We start from the raw sequence: 17,604 nt of genomic DNA, 5'->3' as shown, positions 1-17,604 counted from the left end.
AATTTCGGAACCTTTCAACCTATCATACTTATGAATCGTAACAATTTTCTAAAAGTCATAACGGCGGGTTCGGTAGGAGCGGCTGTCTTAGAATCCAAACCTGCCCAAGCCACCCCTCCTAAAAAAGTACTGATGAAAGTGGGCTGCCAATCAGGTGGAACTTCAATCGAGAATCTCGAATTTAAAGCACGCCACGGCGTATATAACCTTGACGGCGGTGCCCCTAAGACGATTCCGGGCAAAGGTTGGGATTTGGAAGATTCGCTAGCCAAAAAGGAAGCTTGCGAAAAATACGGCATCAGTCTTGATGCTTATCACTTCCCGCTGAGTTCGGCGGGTATTGACCGCGTCGAATATCCCAATATCATGCTTGGCAAAAGCCCTGAAAGAGACCGCGAAATTGAAATTTTACAACAAATGATTCAAGTAGCGGGCAAAAGCGGCATCAAAGTATTAAATTATAATACTACGATTTTGCCCGTACTACGTACTGGCAAAACTATTGACCCCAAACGTGGCAATGCCGCCTACAGCACGTGGAATTATGAAGAAGCCATTAAACGTAACGATCCCAAAACCAGAGCGGGAGATGTATCTATCGATCAGATGTTTGAGCGAATCACTTACTTGCTCGACCGTATTTTACCCGTTGCCAGAGAATACAAAGTAAAACTCGCCAACCATATCGCCGACCCTCCCACACCCGTAGGATACCGAGGTATTACCCGCTGGAATAGCCCTGATGTCTTCAAAGGCATCCAGAGATTTGCCAAACTTTACGACACTGAATATCATGGCTTTAACCTGTGTATAGGCTCAATCGCGGAAGGCCTCAAAGACCCTAAAACTGAAATACTTCCTATCATCAAATGGGTGGGTGAACGCAATCAAATCTTCAATGTGCATTTACGTAACATCAAAGGCGGTTGGAACAATTTTCAAGAAGTATATCCCGACAACGGCGACATGAACTTCGTACAGGTCATTCGGGCTTTGCGAGATGTGGGTTATTCGGGAATGGTGATGCCCGACCACGTACCCACTCACCCCGACCCCAATAGCGGCTTACAAGCATTTTCTTTTTGTTATGGTTATATCAAAGGATTGCTCCAAACGGTCTCGGCTGACGTCTAAAATTATTTTTCCCTAAAAACACGGACTTATTACATAAAATTAAAACTGGTTTTGAACGCTAACTATTAGAATATCGGGACTGCCGGCTTCTATGGTTAGCGTTTATTTTTTCATTTACAAAGTTTACTCTTATGACTCACAAAACGGGCCCTCGCATCAAGGAAATGTACATTACCCCGATTGCCATCGTTGACCCTCCTCTCCTCAATGCCGCTGGTTTGCATGCTCCTTATGCTCTGCGGACAGTCGTAGAGCTAGTGACCGAAGATGGCATCTCGGGTATCAGCGAAATCCCGGGCAATAAAGACATCGACATCGCCTTAGAAGCTTCTCGTGCATTGCTTATCGGGAAAGATGTATTTCAGCTCAATCAAATCAGACACGTTTTAGAAGGGCATTTTGGCACCGAAACCGCCGCCCAACGTGGCGAAGCTCCTTGGGACCAACGCAAACTTGTACATATTTTTAGCGCGGTTGAGGTAGCTTGCATGGATATTATTGGCAAAATTACCGAACGCCCTGTGGTAGATTTATTAGGTGGCAAAATGCGCGACCACGTTCCTTTTTCGGCTTACTTATTTTATAAATTTGAAGGTGCTGGCGGAGAGTTAGGTTTCAACATCGACCCCAATGCTACAGGATGGGCAGCGGCACGCCAAGCAAGTGCACTCAACCCCGCCGAAATCGTAACCCAAGCCAAAGCCATGTGCAAAGAGTTTGGCTTTCAGTCGATTAAACTCAAAGGTGGAGCCTTCGAGCCTCGTCAAGAAGTAGATGCTATCATCGCCCTACGCGAAGCATTTGGTCCAGATGTGCCGCTTCGTCTTGACCCTAATGCCCTCTGGACGGTGGAAACAGCCATCAAATACGGGAAAGAAATGGAGCCTATCCTCGAATACCTCGAAGACCCCGTACGTGGCCAAGCCAATATGGCATTGGTAAGAAAAGCCCTCAAAACGCCCTTGGCTACCAATATGTGTACTACCTCCTTTGATGATATTCCTAATAGCATTGCCGTAGGTTCGGAAGATATTATCCTGAGCGACCACCATTTTTGGGGAGGGCTGCGCTCTTCTATGACCTTAGCAGGCATCTGCGAGACTTTTGGAAGGGGATTGTCGATGCACTCCAATAGTCATTTGGGTATTTCATTGGCAGCTATGGTTCATTTAGGAGCAGCACTACCGAGTATGAAATATGTTTTGGATACCCATTATCCGTGGCAATCAGACGAAATCATTATGGGAGGACGTTTAAAATTTGAAGAAGGCTCAGTAGCAGTACCCCAAGGCCCTGGACTAGGAGTGGAACTTGACCGCGAAGCCCTTGCCAAATTGCACCAAAACTACCTAGCCTGTGGCCTCACCAAGCGCGACGACGAAATCGAAATGCAAAAGGTAGTTCCGGGCTGGAAGTTCCAATCCGTTCGTTGGTAGTTTGTTTTTTGCAAAAGAGATGGGTACGTATTGGCAATTTTGAAATGGCTATTTTATGATAATGGTTATCTCTCTATTAACAATATGTATCCTAAATGATGCTTAAGTGCTAAAGCACAAGTTAATCGTTATTTCCCAACTGTTATTTGTTAAAAATCAACAAATTACGTCCAATAAAACACCCTAAAACTTTTGCTTTACTACTTAATACCCCTATCAATAAGCAAATTTTTCGTTACTGAGTTCTACATTAAAATTTACTTTTGCTCCTAGTGCATCAAACACTTTCAAGATAGTTTCAAGTCTAGCATTTTTTACACTATTTTCAATTTTAGAAATTTGAGCCTTTTGGACTCCCACAAGCTCTCCTAATTGCTGCTGCGTTAAATTTCGCTCTTTTCGAGCTTGCCTGAGTGCATGCCCTAACAAATCTATCCTTAACTCATTTTCAAACGCATCTCGCTTCTCTGTACCTAGTTTTCCAATGTGCTTATCAAGCATTGTATCTAAAGAGACTGTTTTGAGTTGGTCTTTCATAATCATTTTTTCTTGGTTTTATTACTCACATATTGTTTTCTCAGTTCTTCTGCTTTATCAATCTCTTTAATGGGAGTTTTTTGAGTTTTTTTTAAAATACCATGCGTTGCTACAACTAACGTTTCCTTTCCGTCTATTTTATCCCAAAATGAAAAAAGCCGGTAAGCCTTTCCTTGAAATAATGTCCTAAACTCCCAAATATGTTCATTAAGTTTTTTAAAAAGCTCGCGATCATTCACAAATTGCGATTTTTTGATATTGTAATAGATTTTTTCTCTTGCTTTCTCGTCAAGGCTTTCTAGAAACTCTACTGCTTCTGGTAAGAAAGCTACATCAAAATTTGGCTTCATTATATTTTTGCTAAAAATATAGATTTCCCAATCAGGAAACAACACTTGGCAATCTTTTAGTTCTGTATTTCACAAAGTTTGCAGAACACAGCCCCTAAGTTTGTATTTACAATCTAGGTTTTGTTTTTTTAAGCAAACAAACTCATTCCTCAACTTTTATGGCTTCCTGTGCAGATTATCAAGCAAAGAAAATAACCGAAACCATTACAATCGACGGCAATATCCAGAAAGATATTTGGGAAAAAGCCACTTGGAGCAAGCGTTTTGTGGACATGACCACTGGTGAGGCTGGTATGTACAATACCCAAACGGCTCTGCTCTGGAATGACACCTATCTTTACATTGCTTTTGTGGCCGAAGAGCCTTTTGTAGAGGCAAAACTCACCCAAAGAGATAGCATTATCTTTCTTGAAAACGATTTAGAAGTGTTTATCGACGGTGAAGATTGCTATTATGAACTAGAAATTAACGCCGCCAATACCCTATACGAAGTCTTCTTTATTTGGAAAGATGCTTATACCAAAGGAAGCAAATTTGATATCCCACAGTTTGATGTTCACCAGCCTCAGGCCTATACTTTTGGCGGAGACTACGACCGGAGCGGGGCTACTTTTTGGAAAGGAACTCATCCAAGGGGCATTCGTTGGGCGTTTACGAACTTTGACATGCCTGGCCTCCAAACAGCCGTACAAGTGGATGGTACGCTCAACGACCACAGCGATATTGACCAAGGCTGGAGTGTCGAAATCGCCATTCCTTGGCAGAGTTTGGAGTTACTTGCCCATGGCCGCACCCTTCCTCCTACCCACGGTGATATTTGGCGTATGTTTTTGGGAAGGTTTCAAAAACTTATGGTAGGAGGCAAAGAAGTACAACCTCACCCCGCGATGGCTTTGAATAGCCACGGAGTTTATGACACGCACCTGCCCGACCAATGGAGTAAAATAGAGTTTGTCAGTTTTTAAGTTTTTTTGGTAGGAAAAGAGGCAATAAAATTACTTCCATACAGCGAAAAATACTTATTAGACTGTTCGTTTTCGAGTTCGTTGGTCTTCTGCGTAATCGTCTCAAACAGTTGCTGAAAATCCTCAGGCATTTTACATTTCAACAGCTCACTGTTAGCATAATTGACCAGATTGTGAAACGAAATACGCCCTTCTTCGCGCAAACGCCACGTTTCAAAGATTTTAAATTGCAATACTACCGTCGAAGCCAACGAGCCAATGAGAGGAATAATGGCACAAATAAGTTTGATATTGGGTGTCCAAGTAGCTTTTGTTTGGAAAGCTACAAAAATAGACGTCAAAAATCCACACAATAATGATACAAGCTGAAGACTATACCACACGCGGTGGTTTCGTTTAGAAACCTTAGCATACCAAATTTCGTATTGGTGATGTACTTTGTCAATCAGCCGCAACAGTGCTTCTCGGGTGTTTTGTTCATCATTCATGGTTTTTAAAATTTAGTTTAGGTTGCTTTCACCAAATCAAGGGCATTTTTGGCAGCAGCGGCTATTAAGAATACATCCGCCCCCAAAGTCACAATCCGAAAACCTTCGTCGATACGGAGTTTGGCTTGCTGCGCATTCCCCACAAAGATGCCACAAGGCACGCCCGCTTTCAGGCAAGCCGCCAATACTTTTTGGACTTCGATTTCGAGCAGAGGATTTCCCAGATCATTTTGGAGATTCATACTTCCTGCCAAATCAAGTGAGCCGACAATAACTCCATCGAGGCCCTTCACCGCTAAAATCTCTTCGATATTTTGAACCGCCATGATGTGTTCAATCATAAAAAGCGTCACAAGCTTATCATTAGCGGTTTTGATGTATTCACCCAAAGTCTGCCCATAGGCCTGCGCTCGTCCTAGTCCTATTCCTCGTTCGCCGAGAGGAGGGTATTTAAGGGCTTTGATCGCTTTCTTGGCTTCGTCGGGAGTATTGACCGAAGGGACAATAATGCCACCCGGTCCCGTATCCAGCACCCGCTTTATGGTAGTAGCGTCGTTGTTATCCACTCTCACTATGGTGGTAGTAGTGGTACCATTGACCGCCTGCAACTGTGCCAAAATATCTTCCAAACTCATGGTAGTATGCTCCGCTTCAATCCATATCCAATCAAAGCCTAAATGAGCGATGATTTCGGCAATTTTGGGAGAGCCAAGCGTCAGCGTAAGGCCATAGAGTATCTCTCCCGCCTGAAGTTTTTCTTTGAAAGTCATTAGAAGAGAAGGATTAAATCATGCCGAGTTGTTTCATAAGACTATAAGAATCATAAGGATACCACCAGATTTCGGCGACTTTGTCATTTTCAAAGCGGCAAATCATGTTGTATCTAAACTCACACACTTGGCCATTGGGGGGAGTACCATTAGGAAGAGGTGCCACGAAAGTACCCGTATAAGAAAGCTCGAGCGTAACTAAGTCATCTTCTCCATATAGGTGGTGAATCGTATGCACTCCATCAGGAAACGCTACAGCTTCGGTCAGATAAAAGAAATAGCTCAAGGCTTTGTTGCCGCGCAAATCGCCCGGAACAAAATGATTGTGTCCTACAAAATCTTCGGAAACTACGTCTAAATAGGCGTCAAATTGACGCGCATCATTGCTTTCTACAATGCTACGCATGATAGCTTTGTTGCGTTCTACGTTGGCTGTCGCCATTGCGGTAAAGGATTTAGGTTTTCTTAACGATTGAGAATTTTATCTGCCCAAATGTAATCATTTATTACATGCCTTTTATACAAAGTCTTATTAGATTATTTTTCGGTTTTCAGATTAGTCAACCCCCTCATAATCTGTGAAGTTTGTTATGTCAAAATAGGCTTTAAAAAGCGTATTTTAAGTTGGCTTGCTTCCTCTTGCGCGCTGCCCAATGAACTTATCTAGAAAGTAATTTTGCCTTTGTTGTGTCTTTACAGCTAGTAATACTTAAAGTTCCCGACGCATTTTTTAGTAAACTAACCACCGTTCACAAATGAAAAATTTCCTTTTTCTCTTACTTATCCCCACCTTATTACAAGCCCAGACTTTCAAAAACCCTCTCCTACCCGCTGGAGCTGACCCTTGGTCTTTTTATAAAGATGGTTATTACTATTATATGCATACCACCACCCGAGACCTCAACATCTGGAAAGTCAAAGATCTATCTGAGCTTCCTACTGCTCAAAAAGTTACGGTATGGACTCCTCCTGCCACGGGGCCTTATTCAAAAGAAATTTGGGCGCCTGAACTTCACTTTCTAAGGGGAAAATGGTATATCTATTTTGCCGCTGACGATGGCCGAAACCGCAATCACCGTCTTTATGTCTTAGAAAATACCGCTGCTGACCCTACGCAAGGTACATGGACGATGAAAGGCGAACTCAAAACACCCGAAAACAAATGGGCTATCGACGGGTCGGTTTTTGAACATAAAGGGCAGCTTTATCTTACTTGGTCGGGCTGGGAAGGAGATGAAAATGGTCGTCAAGATATTTATCTATGCAAAATGAGCAATCCTTGGACCTGCGTAGGACCCCGTGTACGAATTTCTGACCCTCAATTTGACTGGGAACAACATGGCTCGCTCTATCGCCCAGGACCTGATGATAAACCTATCGTTTTGGTCAACGAAGGCCCGCAATTCTTAAAAAGCCCTAATGGCAGAATCAACATTATTTTTTCAGCAAGTGGCTGTTGGACGGACTACTACGCTTTAGGAATGATTTATGCCGCTCCTGATGCCGACTTGATGAATCCCTCTTCTTGGAAAAAACACCCTACTCCTGTTTTTTGGGCCAACAACATCAAAGGAACTCACGCGGCTGGTCACAATAGTTTTTTCAAATCTCCCGACGGAAGTCAGAATTGGATACTCTACCACGCCAATAGTGAAGCAGGCCAAGGATGCGGAAAAGAGCGCTCCCCTCGTATGCAACCTTTTACTTTCAGTGCCAACGGCACACCCGTATTTGGAAGTCCGCTATCAACCAGCATTGAATTGTCAGTACCTCGTCGCTAATAGTTAAAGTTTCTAACTTTGCTACCTGCGTTAGATGTAGCAAAGTTAGAAAAGGCGTTTTTAGAGTTACATTGATAGATTATGTGACAAAAGTTGCATTATATGCAAAAAAAATGACCGAGATTTGTTCAAATTTTACATACACACTAAATATATCTGAAGATGAAACGACATAGTTTTGCATTTATATTGACGTTATTGTGGCTATTAGGAGGGTGTGGTACGAAGCAAAATCAGCAAGAAAACCTTGTCAATATGACTCGAACTCAGTTTGACGCTTTACTAGATTCTGACAAACTGATCTTAGTAGATTTTTACGCAGATTGGTGTGGCCCTTGCAAAAAAATGACCCCTTACCTCGAAGAAATCAAAACCGAAATGTCGGACAAAGTCACGCTTGTTCGTATCAATACCGACGACAACCCCGAACTAGCCCAACAGCTCAGTATTGAAGGTCTACCCACCTTATTGTTGTTTAAAAACAAAAGCCTAGTCTGGCAAAATGTAGGTTATATTCCTAAAGAAGAAGTGGTGAAGCAACTAAACTAACGGTTTTCGTCCTACCCCTATTATTCAAAAATACTTACTGAGGACAAGGTAGACAAAAAGAAAACTTCCCAAAAACAAATGATTTCTTGTGCGATAAACACAATCATTGATGATTTGTGGATAGTGGTAACTCCACAAAAAATACTGTTCCTTGCTCTTGCTGACTTTCAAACCAAATATGACCACCGTGAGCGTTCACTATCTGTTTGGAAATCGCTAATCCCAACCCAAACGACTCTTCACCCTCGGTGCCTGCCCTACCGATTTCGCCAGTTGTACTGAAGAGTTTGTTTTTTAAATCTTCTGGAACCCCAATACCTTGGTCAATTACAGCGATTCGCGCTTTATCGCCCTCTTGGGATAATTTCACCTTAATGATAGCCTCGTATGTGCTGAATTTAATGGCATTGGTGATAAGATTGCTGACCACTCGCCATATTTTTTCGCTACTTCCCAACACCACCAAATCAGTCCCGTCGAGTTCGATATGCTGCTGTTTGCTGTAGGCTCTAGGTTGTAGTACATCGATGCAGTCTTGGAGGATTAGACGTAAGTTGATTGGAGAAAGTTGTAGTTGTTTTTTTTGGGAATGAGTGTGTAGTAAGTCATTGGTAAATGCCAAAGTATTGGAGCAAGCATTTTGTATCATTGTCAAAAACTCCATTCTTTCTTCCTTCGTTAGATTATCACTTTGCAACAACGAAATACAAGATGCAATGCTACTGATAGGAGAACGCAAATCGTGAGCTACGATGCGCAAGAGACGGCTATTGTCTTCTTGACTTTGCTCTAAATCTCTCAATGCTTCTTGCATGTGGAGGTTTTGGTCTCCAATGAGTTGATTGAGCCGAGTGAGTTCTTTTACTTGTTTGGAAGAACGTCTGTAATTTACCCAAACCACTCCCAGAAGAAGCGCAAACATAGCCGAAAACCCAGCAACCATCAGTAAGGTTTGCTGCGCGATTTTGTTGTCTTTTTCTAATAAAGTCAATTGATATTGTTGATCTTTTAATTGAAAAACAGAGCCAATATCTCTGGGTTGCTTTTTGGTGTTGATACTAGCGATAGAATCCTGCAAACGTTGATATGACTTCAAAAACTGATAGGCTCTACTACTATGTCCAAGGCTATCGGCCAGCGCCCAACTTAGGCGATAGTAAGGGAGCAATGAACTACCTACTTGCCTTTTCATATGCCGGAGTTTGTCAATTCCTGCCTGTACTTGCCTCAAAGTACTATCGGCCTTAGCATACTGCTTAGATTGAAGGTAGAGTTCTGCTAGTTTGATTTCTGCCGTAAGAGCGTCGGGCATTTCGTATCCAGGACGTTTATTGATTTGAATGCTTTTTTTTAGATACAATTCGGCAAGGCTAGCATTACCCAGCTTGCGATATGCTCCGCCCATATTGCCATATACCACTCCTCTTGCTCTTTCAAAATAAGAAGCTTTTTCGGGAAGAAATTCTGGTGCTCGATTATCAAGAAAAGATAGACTCTTCTGATAGTAAGCAAGGGCACTATCTAGCTTGCCTAGTTTTTCGAAGCACAGAGCCATAGCATTGAGCGCGTTGTAGGGAAGCATGAGTCGTTCATTAAATCCTGAGCGGCAACGGCTGTTTTCGGTCAGAAACTCTCTGAACATGGTGTTGGCTTCTTCATATTGTTCTTGTTTATAACGTACGATTCCCAAACCGTAGCTAAATGTGGAATATTTACAGGAATCCAAGTGTTTTTTTGCAAAATCTTTGCCTCGGTAATAGCGGTCAAAAGCATCAGAATAGAGGTACTCATTCATCAGAGCGTCTCCTTCCGAAAAAAAAGTTTGTGCATAAAGTTCTTTATAAGGCCCATTTTCTCCTCCTAGCACCGTATACATACTATCGATGACATTTCTTAATAGGGTAGGTGTATATTCGTGATAAAGATAGTATTCAAATTTGAAGCGATATTTTTTCCACAGGTCTTCCGGCCCAGCGTTAGGAAATCTATGATAGGCAGAATCTAAATAGCTTATGGCTCGTTGAGGGGTTTCGGTAGGGCCCAATTCGCCCGCATGATCAATAATTTTGTTGGAGATATCAGGATAGTTGACCTTTTGGGTAGAATTTGTCTGACAAGAGGTTAAGAAAGCTATAAGCACCAAAAAAACAATAGTAATGGTGTAACCATTTAATCTAACCCCCTTTAGAGTATTCATACGTAAATTTAGTTACGGAAATTTTTCCTTCTAAAAGCTATACATTCTTCTCAAGTATACCGCCATCAGTATACGTATACTATATTTTTGCGCGTCAAAAGAAAAAAGTATTGCTTCTTAAAAGGTACAAATCTAAAAGAACTTATCAAATTGACCACAAAATCGACAGTAACCTTTTCTAGGAGCAAAAACCATGAAACGACACTTATGGATACAATAATTGTCGTTTCAATCATCCTAGTTTCACTACTTATCAAGGAAATAGTTTTTCGGTCAATTCCCATTTTGCTTTAAACAAGGTTTCAAGTTGAGCTATTTCTCTTTCATAGATTGTTTTTTTGCGAGTACCAAAATAAAGAGTGTTTTCCAATGGGTTACTTCCTTCCCAAACCAGCTTGATTTTGCCTGACAGGATGGCATCACGACACAAAAAATCTGGCACCACCGAAAACCCCGTACTATCACTTAAGCATCTTATGATAGAACTGATGTTGGGAACAATGTAATTGGGACTAAAATCTGGATGCTCTCCAAAGTGCTTTAGCCAGAAGTTTTTGAGGTGCTCCATATCAGCAGCGGTGCTGTACCAGAGCTGCTGCTTGAGCAACTTAGCTGCTTTGGTCGTATGCCCACTGTGCAGTAAGGCCTCTATGTCAGCGGTCTTGGTTTGATTGCCTGCGATTAGTACAATTCGTTCTTTTGAAAAAGGTTGATATTGCAAATTTTGCTGATTTCCTTTCTGCGGACTCACAATAAGATCCAGCAGTCCATTGTCCAAATCCTGTTGCATCTGTGGATATTCACCAAACTTAATAATGAGATTGAAGGGAAGCTCATTAATGTGTTCTTCAAGGGTATACTGAAAAGTTTCAAAGCACATCCCCACACTTATCGTAGCTCTTTCTTCTTTAGAGCGTTTATGAAAGTGCTGTTCGCCGGTTTCTAGCTTTTTTAAAGGCTCCAACAAAAAGTTGTATAATATTTTTCCCTTTTCAGTAGGTACCATTTTCCGAGCTGCTCTATCAAATAGCTTATATCCTGTATAAGCTTCCAACGAATTAAGGTGAAGGCTTACTCCGGGCTGGGATATAAATAGTTCCTGCGCTGCGGCAGAGAGAGTTCCTGTTTCGTATATGGCTTTAAAAGTACGCAGCCATTCTAAGTTCCATCGCATATCTATTATTTTTCTGATACAAATGTACAATTTAAGTTATTTGTATGATAATATTTTCTGATAGAAATTTGCATTATCAATCATTTAAGTAATAACACAATGCTATTTCAAGCGTATAATTTAAAAAATCTCAGCTTAAAAAACAGGATAGTAATGCCTCCTATGACTCGTTCTAGAGCTGGCAAAGGTGAGACACCCACCAACCTGATGGCGGAATATTATGCCCAAAGGGCATCGGCAGGGCTCATTATTTCTGAAGGAACTCCCATCAGTCGTCAAGGAAGAGGCTACGCCTGGACACCCGGAATTTATACTCAAGAACAAATCCAAGGTTGGAAAAAAGTAACTAATGCAGTCCATGCAAAGGGCGGGAAAATATTTGTTCAGTTGTGGCATGTAGGCAGAGTTTCTCATACTTCTTTACAGGACCATGAGCAGGCACCCGTTGCGCCCTCCGCCATAGTCGCTGAAGGCGTGAAAGTATTTTTGGCAAAAAACGGCAAAGATGCAACCTCCGGCGAAGGCTATATGAAGCAGCATTCTATGCCTAGAGAATTGACGATACCCGAAATCCAGCAAATTGTGCAAGATTTTGAACAGGCTGCCCGCAATGCAATAGCAGCGGGTTTTGATGGGGTAGAATTGCACGGAGCAAATGGCTATCTAATCGAACAATTCATTGATTCCCAGACCAATCACCGAACAGATAAATATGGCGGTTCGTTAGAAAATAGATTACGTTTTTTGAAAGAAGTAACCACTGCGGTAGCGGAGGCTATTGGAGCCGACAAAGTAGGGGTTCGTCAGGCACCACTTACTACCTTGATGGGAGCCATGGACGATCATCCTGAGGAGACTTATATCGCCGCTGCCAAAATCCTGAATGACATTGGCATTGCCTATATTCATGTTGCTGAAGCTGACTGGGACAATGCCCCGGTGATGTCAGTTGAATTTAAAAAAGCTTATCGACATACTTTTGGAGGTGCCATGATTTATTCTGGAAAGTATACGGTCGAAAGAGCCGAACAAGCCTTGCAAAGTGGTTGGGCAGATTTGATTGGTTTTGGCCGCCCATTCATTGCGAATCCTGATTTGCCCTACCGCTTGCAAAATGGATTACCCCTCAATGAACCTATTCGTGAAAAATTCTTTGGTGGTGGTGCAGAAGGCTATACCGACTATCCAAAGATAAAGGAGTGAGGAGATGTTTGGGATACCACAAAAAAGAGCCGTAAACATTGACAGCCGCGAAAGAAAATATTAACAAAAACAACAACAGAGATGAACATTAACATTTTTGAAGCAGCTACTATAGGCGTTTTAAAGCTTAAAAACAGAATTGCAATGGCACCGATGACGCGGGCCAGAAACGAAGACGGGATTCCGAAAGATTTTAACGCAACTTACTACGCAGAGCGCACTGGGGCTGGATTGATTATCACCGAAGGTACGGCGATTTCGCCTACTTCAAAGGGAGTATTGCACATCCCAGGTCTATATACCACCGAGCAGGTAGAAGGCTGGAAAAAAGTAACCCAAGCAGTTCACGAAAAAGGTACTAAAATATTTACGCAGCTCTGGCATGTAGGTAGGGTTTCGCATACTTCTATCCAGCCCAATGGCGCTGCACCCGTGGGTGCTTCAGACCTACAAGCAGCCAATTCGTATGCGTGGGGCTATGATGAAAGTGGGCAAGAGGGATTTGTGATTTGTTCTCCGCCTAGGGCTTTAGCAACCGAAGAAGTAAAGCAGATTGTGCAAGATTTTGCAAATGCCGCAAAAAACGCCCTAGCAGCGGGTTTTGATGGAATAGAATTGCACGGAGCCAATGGCTACCTGATTGAGCAGTTCCTCAATCCAGCTATCAACAATCGAACCGACGAATATGGGGGAAGCATCGAAAATCGTTCACGTTTTTTGTTGGAGGCAATTGATGCGTGTATTGCGGCGGTTGGGGCTGCCAAAGTCGCAATTCGCCTTACCCCTTACGGTGGTTTGCACGAATTACCCCATTATGACGAAATCGAGGCAACTTATCAGTATTTAGCGAGCGAATTGTCTGCCAGAAAGATTGCTTATCTCCACATCATGGATCAAAAATCAAGAGGAAGTTTTGGCTTGCCAGATGGTTTTTTGGAGAGACTTCGAACTTGGTATGATGGTGTTATTATTTTGGCTGGAGGTATGGATCGACAAAAATCTGAATACCTAATCAATGTTGGAACAATCGATATTGCAGCCTTTGGAGAGCCTTTTATTGCCAATCCCGATTTGGTGGAGCGTCTCCAAAACAATTGGCCTTTTACTCCACCCAAACGAGAACTTCATTATGGTTTGACAATGAAAGGTTATCTGGGTTGGAAAACTTACAAAGAACAAACATTGGCCTACGCACCCGATTTGTAGGTAATATCAAAAAAATAGTATCTCGTTGGCTTCGGCGGTTGCTTCACCCTGTATTATCATAGGTTGCAAAATGATTTTTTGTAAACACAAAAAGCAGTAAGCTTACAAAGGTGAAGGCTTTTGTTGTGAAAAAATAGACCATGCCTATCAGAGCCTTTTTGTTGTTTTTGATGGTACTGTCGGGATGCACGCGTACCTCACCTCCTGTGTATCAAGGCACTAAAATACGGGGTATCAATACAGTAGCACCTTCCGAGCCTATTGATTCGGCAGCGTTTGTGCCTATCAAAAATATAAATGCTGAGTGGGTCGCGGTGATTCCTTACGGTTTTTGTCGCGAGGGCGAACCGCGATTTTATTTCAATATGGAGCGACAATGGTGGGGAGAAAGCCTAGATGGAACGGCAGAGACGATTAAACTAGCTCATCAAAATGGCCTTAAAGTGATGCTCAAACCCCATGCTTGGGTTGGTAGAGGGACTTACACAGGTGATTTGGATTTTAAGTCAGAAGCTGAATGGTTGGCTTTCGAAAAAGATTTTGGAGCCTATATCTTGGCCAACGCCCGTCTGGCAGATTCGATGAAAGTAGAACTCTTTTGTATCGCCACCGAAATGGACAATTTTGTCCGTAAAAGAGCTTCTTTTTGGCGCTCTATCATTAAACAAACACGCCAAATATACCACGGAGACCTTACTTACGCCGACAACTGGAACCACTACCATCGCAATCCATTTTGGGCCGATTTAGATTATATCGGAGTAGATGCTTATTTTCCTCTTTCGCCCGAAAAACACCCTTCAGTAGAAACCCTTCAAAAAGGTTGGAAAACCCATTTGGAAGGCTTGGAAGAACTAGCTACGACCCTTCAAAAACCAGTTCTTTTTACCGAATTAGGCTACAGAAGTGTTGACTTTGCAACAGCCAAACCTTGGGAGTCATACCAAGAAAGTCCTCAAAATCATGAATTACAGGCGAATGCTTATCGAGCTTTTTTTCAGGAAGTGTGGGACAAAAAATGGCTTGTGGGCATGTTTGCTTGGAAATGGTTTTTGCACCGCCCACGCCGTTTTCATGGCGATAGAGATAGCTACTCACCGCAAGACAAACCTGCCGAACAAGTCCTAAAACTGGAGTTTGGAAAAGCCAACTTAGATATTAAACCAAAATGAAAACTTCACCGCAAAGGGACTAACATTAGGATTTTGGCGATAGGTAAGTCGATGGATAGCGTCTACCCGCAACACCTTAAAAATGTTATCAACGGCGTAGCCTACTTCTACATAAGGCAATCGGTCGAGGGTATTGAAGCCCAAAACAGGCCGCCCTTGTGAATCGGTTGTCGCCAAAAGCTCCATATTTTCGGGACGGGTAGTACCATAAAGCACCCGAGCATTGGCCAAAAAGCGCCACTTCAAACGTCGAATCAGCGGAATACGATTAAAAAACAAACCTTCAAAATTGTGCTCATAGCGTAATTGGGCATAAGTATCATTCACAAACTCAAAGTAATTCATGAGATTGAAGGCATTTTCGACATAAAACAACGACTCATTGCCCAAAGGTGTATAAAGCATAGGGTAAGGAAGTGTAGACGGAATATAGCCTAGCGTAAGGTTATAATAAGAGCGTCCCCAGATGCCTACCCTAAAATTTTGTTTGATGTTTAGCGAAAGGCGGTGGTAATTGAAATCGCTATTGAGTAATTTTTTCATCCCCATTTGATACCTAAAAATCACCAATGGCCACCGTTGAGTACCTAAAGTAAGGCGTTCATTTTCATTATAAATAAAAATTTCATCTTTGCCCCATCGAGTCTCAAAAAATAGCTCAGTAGTCTGATAATCGCTCTGGACGGGAGAGCGCTCTCCTAAGGTAGGTGTGGTGCGATACGCAAAAGCATACATAGGGTCAAAAGACCGATGTCGTAGGCCTACCGTTTGGGTAAATCCCCTAAAAAGCTCGCGTTTAAGATACGCGCTACTTACTTCTTCAAAATACCCTCTTCGATAGGCGCCCCAGCGGGTCATGGCTCCAAACAGAACATTGTTGCCAATGGCTTCCGACGCAAGTCCAATTCGCTCCAAATCATAGCTGTGGCTTACCCCGCCGATAGTCCAAGGTTTACGACTAAAAATATAGTCTACACTCAGGTTGTATTTCCATTTTTGGTCGAGTGTTCCGTAGGCAGCATAGCCACTGAGCACCCATTTTCTACTGAAATCAGGATTGGTTTTGGCGCCGATTCTAATCCGACTGCCTTCGATAGCATTGTTGGAATATAAATAAAGAAACGGGCCAATGTCAATGTTTACTTTAGGAATGCGTTTGTAGCCATTGACCACCATGTTGATGACCTCCATATAAGTACGTACCACGGGGACTTGCTTCACAGAGTCTATGAGCTGATAGGCCGTTTTTTCGCCTGCACTCAGGGGTTCATGGCGTACTTTGTCCCAATAATCCTTGTCATATTCTCGGTAGTTTTCCGATAGCTCAATGGGATAATCATAAAACTTAGGAGGATGCGGCTTGTTGGTTACAATATTGCGATTTGAAGTATAAAACTTAATCAGCATTCCTGCCGTGGAGTCGGTAAGTTCGGCTACGTCAATCAGTACCCTCGACTTGACCGGCATCCAAGTGCTATCTCCTATTTCTTCATATTCTTGTTGAATCTTGATACGCTCCACAAAATTAATGTTAGCATTTTTGCCCACCGAAGCATCTACCTGAACCAGTGCATGAGAAAGGGTATCAATCCAAATCGACCCACTAAAAGCCAAATCTTGAGCTCGTTTGGGTTCATAATCTACCTGATAGCACCAATAGCCTCCCACAAAAACGGTATCGATAAGATAGTACTCATAGGTAGACTTCCATCCATCAGCAATAGGCGAATGAAAATCTTTCTCTACAATACTTAACCAGTTTTGGTAAAAATTATATTGTTGAAAAGACGACCCAATCAACTGAGATATCAAACTTCCATCGGTCACGGCAATACCCGTCACTTTGGTTTTAAGGATTTGTTCCTTCTTTTTGCGGGGATTTTCGCGGTAATAATAGTTGGAAATAGATTCTGACAAATAAATCGGGATGATGGGCCTACCGTCTTCACCTGCTATCTTCTCAAATTTCTCTACTGCACCAGTGATTTGACGCATAGATTTGCGTTTTCGAAGTCGGGCAGAAATATTGTCTACATCTACTTCAATTTTATTATAACTCTCGTATTCGTAGGCTCCCAATCTGGAGGGGTTGTGTTGGGGTTTGGTTTTGACCACACGCCTCAAGATATTATAAGCTGGATTTTCGCCGGCATAGATTTTGACTTCTTGAAGCTTGATTTCGGACGATTCGAGTTGAAAATTAATAACTTGAGAGAGCGAATCTTTTTGAATAGCTTTGGCTCGTATTCGATAAGACATAGAAGAGGCAACGAGCGAATCTCCGATTTGGGTAGTTTTGAGCGTATAAAACCCTTCAAAATTGGTAGTAACACCAGCGGTTTTTCCCTTAATAGCAACCGCTGCAAATGGCACAGGATCGCCAGTTTGAGCATCCGTAACACGCCCTGAAATAGTATAGGATGTTTGGGCAAAACCCTCAAAGGCACCAAACAAAACAACTAAAAACAATAGCCAGGCTTGTCGAAAGAGAGGTAAATGTCTAATCACGGGTGGGGGCTTTGATTCATGGCAAGTAACAAACGACCGATGAAGATAAATAAGTTTGTTTGAAAATAACAATTTTTTCAAGGGGTTTTGTTGATAATACGCACTTTAGAGATAGGAGTGTTGCAATATTCTTA

At 42.3% G+C, this 17,604-nt stretch carries 16 protein-coding genes; 8 read left to right on the top strand and 8 right to left on the bottom strand.

Features of this window, described 5'->3' with window-relative positions; translation table 11 throughout:
- Window positions 1-30 precede the first annotated feature (30 nt).
- Together P1X15_RS16115 and P1X15_RS16110 are read left to right on the top strand one after the other, a co-directional pair.
- A complete protein-coding gene (locus tag P1X15_RS16115; protein ID WP_277339158.1) occupies window positions 31-1,134 on the top strand; it encodes a mannonate dehydratase in 1,104 nt (367 codons plus the stop codon).
- 131 nt (window positions 1,135-1,265) lie between these two features.
- Window positions 1,266-2,570 carry an enolase C-terminal domain-like protein gene (locus tag P1X15_RS16110; protein WP_277339157.1) on the top strand — a complete coding sequence of 435 codons (1,305 nt, stop codon included), beginning with the start codon at window positions 1,266-1,268 and terminating at the stop codon, window positions 2,568-2,570.
- Window positions 2,571-2,786: 216 nt separating this feature from the next.
- Here P1X15_RS16110 and P1X15_RS16105 read toward each other — a convergent pair whose 3' ends face one another.
- Together P1X15_RS16105 and P1X15_RS16100 are read right to left on the bottom strand one after the other, a co-directional pair.
- The gene (locus P1X15_RS16105) at window positions 2,787-3,107 is read right to left on the bottom strand and encodes a helix-turn-helix domain-containing protein (protein WP_409049688.1); all 321 of its coding nucleotides are present in this window, start codon (window positions 3,105-3,107) and stop codon (window positions 2,787-2,789) included.
- A 2-nt stretch (window positions 3,108-3,109) separates the two neighbouring features.
- Window positions 3,110-3,457: a type II toxin-antitoxin system RelE/ParE family toxin gene (locus tag P1X15_RS16100; RefSeq protein ID WP_277339155.1), complete on the bottom strand. Its 348-nt coding sequence runs from the start codon at window positions 3,455-3,457 to the stop codon at window positions 3,110-3,112.
- 158 nt (window positions 3,458-3,615) lie between these two features.
- Between P1X15_RS16100 and P1X15_RS16095 the strand changes: the two genes are divergently transcribed.
- A complete protein-coding gene (locus P1X15_RS16095) occupies window positions 3,616-4,422 on the top strand; it encodes a carbohydrate-binding family 9-like protein (protein ID WP_277339154.1) in 807 nt (268 codons plus the stop codon).
- On the opposite strand, the gene P1X15_RS16090 is transcribed toward P1X15_RS16095, so the two are convergent.
- From P1X15_RS16090 to P1X15_RS16080, 3 genes are read right to left on the bottom strand one after another with little or no spacing between them, the layout of a single operon-like run.
- A complete protein-coding gene (locus P1X15_RS16090) occupies window positions 4,419-4,910 on the bottom strand; it encodes a DUF4231 domain-containing protein (protein WP_277339153.1) in 492 nt (163 codons plus the stop codon). The genes P1X15_RS16095 and P1X15_RS16090 overlap by 4 nt on opposite strands.
- A 17-nt stretch (window positions 4,911-4,927) precedes the next feature.
- Window positions 4,928-5,680 carry an HpcH/HpaI aldolase/citrate lyase family protein gene (locus P1X15_RS16085; RefSeq protein WP_277339152.1) on the bottom strand — a complete coding sequence of 251 codons (753 nt, stop codon included), beginning with the start codon at window positions 5,678-5,680 and terminating at the stop codon, window positions 4,928-4,930.
- Between the two features lie 13 nt (window positions 5,681-5,693).
- Complete coding sequence (locus P1X15_RS16080) at window positions 5,694-6,122, bottom strand: ester cyclase (protein ID WP_277339151.1); 429 nt, start codon at window positions 6,120-6,122, stop codon at window positions 5,694-5,696.
- Window positions 6,123-6,435: 313 nt separating this feature from the next.
- Between P1X15_RS16080 and P1X15_RS16075 the strand changes: the two genes are divergently transcribed.
- Both P1X15_RS16075 and trxA read left to right on the top strand, forming a co-directional pair.
- Window positions 6,436-7,461 carry a glycoside hydrolase family 43 protein gene (locus P1X15_RS16075; RefSeq protein ID WP_277339150.1) on the top strand — a complete coding sequence of 342 codons (1,026 nt, stop codon included), beginning with the start codon at window positions 6,436-6,438 and terminating at the stop codon, window positions 7,459-7,461.
- Between the two features lie 162 nt (window positions 7,462-7,623).
- On the top strand, window positions 7,624-8,010 hold the full coding sequence (trxA, locus tag P1X15_RS16070) for a thioredoxin (RefSeq protein WP_277339149.1): 387 nt from the start codon (window positions 7,624-7,626) through the stop codon (window positions 8,008-8,010).
- A 103-nt stretch (window positions 8,011-8,113) separates the two neighbouring features.
- Here the strand turns inward: trxA and P1X15_RS16065 are convergent, their stop codons facing one another.
- Together P1X15_RS16065 and P1X15_RS16060 are read right to left on the bottom strand one after the other, a co-directional pair.
- Window positions 8,114-10,207, bottom strand: coding sequence for an ATP-binding protein (locus tag P1X15_RS16065; RefSeq protein WP_277339148.1), 2,094 nt, complete (start codon window positions 10,205-10,207; stop codon window positions 8,114-8,116).
- Window positions 10,208-10,460: 253 nt separating this feature from the next.
- Complete coding sequence (locus P1X15_RS16060; protein ID WP_277339147.1) at window positions 10,461-11,381, bottom strand: LysR family transcriptional regulator; 921 nt, start codon at window positions 11,379-11,381, stop codon at window positions 10,461-10,463.
- A gap of 99 nt (window positions 11,382-11,480) precedes the next feature.
- Here P1X15_RS16060 and P1X15_RS16055 point away from each other — a divergent pair, with 99 nt between their 5' ends.
- From P1X15_RS16055 to P1X15_RS16045, 3 genes are all read left to right on the top strand, one after another.
- The gene (locus P1X15_RS16055) at window positions 11,481-12,584 is read left to right on the top strand and encodes an alkene reductase (protein ID WP_277339146.1); all 1,104 of its coding nucleotides are present in this window, start codon (window positions 11,481-11,483) and stop codon (window positions 12,582-12,584) included.
- Window positions 12,585-12,665: 81 nt separating this feature from the next.
- A complete protein-coding gene (locus P1X15_RS16050) occupies window positions 12,666-13,790 on the top strand; it encodes an alkene reductase (RefSeq protein ID WP_277339145.1) in 1,125 nt (374 codons plus the stop codon).
- A gap of 140 nt (window positions 13,791-13,930) precedes the next feature.
- Window positions 13,931-14,962 carry a glycoside hydrolase family 113 gene (locus P1X15_RS16045; protein ID WP_277339144.1) on the top strand — a complete coding sequence of 344 codons (1,032 nt, stop codon included), beginning with the start codon at window positions 13,931-13,933 and terminating at the stop codon, window positions 14,960-14,962.
- Here P1X15_RS16045 and P1X15_RS16040 read toward each other — a convergent pair.
- Entirely contained in the window at window positions 14,942-17,551 is a 2,610-nt protein-coding gene (locus tag P1X15_RS16040; protein WP_277339143.1) for a DUF5686 and carboxypeptidase-like regulatory domain-containing protein, read from the bottom strand. The two genes, P1X15_RS16045 and P1X15_RS16040, sit on opposite strands and share 21 nt — an antisense overlap.
- Window positions 17,552-17,604 lie beyond the last annotated feature (53 nt).

The organism is Runella sp. MFBS21, assembly GCF_029433105.1.
Taxonomy (GTDB): Bacteria; Bacteroidota; Bacteroidia; order Cytophagales; family Spirosomataceae; genus Runella.
This window is presented reverse-complemented; position numbering and strand designations above follow the sequence as displayed.

Coding starts and splice junctions, on each gene's coding strand:
- P1X15_RS16115 (WP_277339158.1), top strand. CDS start 31: ATGAATCGTAACAATTTTCTAAAAGTCATAACGGCGGGTTCGGTAGGA.
- P1X15_RS16110 (WP_277339157.1), top strand. CDS start 1,266: ATGACTCACAAAACGGGCCCTCGCATCAAGGAAATGTACATTACCCCG.
- P1X15_RS16105 (WP_409049688.1), bottom strand. CDS start 3,107: ATGAAAGACCAACTCAAAACAGTCTCTTTAGATACAATGCTTGATAAG.
- P1X15_RS16100 (WP_277339155.1), bottom strand. CDS start 3,457: ATGAAGCCAAATTTTGATGTAGCTTTCTTACCAGAAGCAGTAGAGTTT.
- P1X15_RS16095 (WP_277339154.1), top strand. CDS start 3,616: ATGGCTTCCTGTGCAGATTATCAAGCAAAGAAAATAACCGAAACCATT.
- P1X15_RS16090 (WP_277339153.1), bottom strand. CDS start 4,910: ATGAATGATGAACAAAACACCCGAGAAGCACTGTTGCGGCTGATTGAC.
- P1X15_RS16085 (WP_277339152.1), bottom strand. CDS start 5,680: ATGACTTTCAAAGAAAAACTTCAGGCGGGAGAGATACTCTATGGCCTT.
- P1X15_RS16080 (WP_277339151.1), bottom strand. CDS start 6,122: ATGGCGACAGCCAACGTAGAACGCAACAAAGCTATCATGCGTAGCATT.
- P1X15_RS16075 (WP_277339150.1), top strand. CDS start 6,436: ATGAAAAATTTCCTTTTTCTCTTACTTATCCCCACCTTATTACAAGCC.
- trxA (WP_277339149.1), top strand. CDS start 7,624: ATGAAACGACATAGTTTTGCATTTATATTGACGTTATTGTGGCTATTA.
- P1X15_RS16065 (WP_277339148.1), bottom strand. CDS start 10,207: ATGAATACTCTAAAGGGGGTTAGATTAAATGGTTACACCATTACTATT.
- P1X15_RS16060 (WP_277339147.1), bottom strand. CDS start 11,381: ATGCGATGGAACTTAGAATGGCTGCGTACTTTTAAAGCCATATACGAA.
- P1X15_RS16055 (WP_277339146.1), top strand. CDS start 11,481: ATGCTATTTCAAGCGTATAATTTAAAAAATCTCAGCTTAAAAAACAGG.
- P1X15_RS16050 (WP_277339145.1), top strand. CDS start 12,666: ATGAACATTAACATTTTTGAAGCAGCTACTATAGGCGTTTTAAAGCTT.
- P1X15_RS16045 (WP_277339144.1), top strand. CDS start 13,931: ATGCCTATCAGAGCCTTTTTGTTGTTTTTGATGGTACTGTCGGGATGC.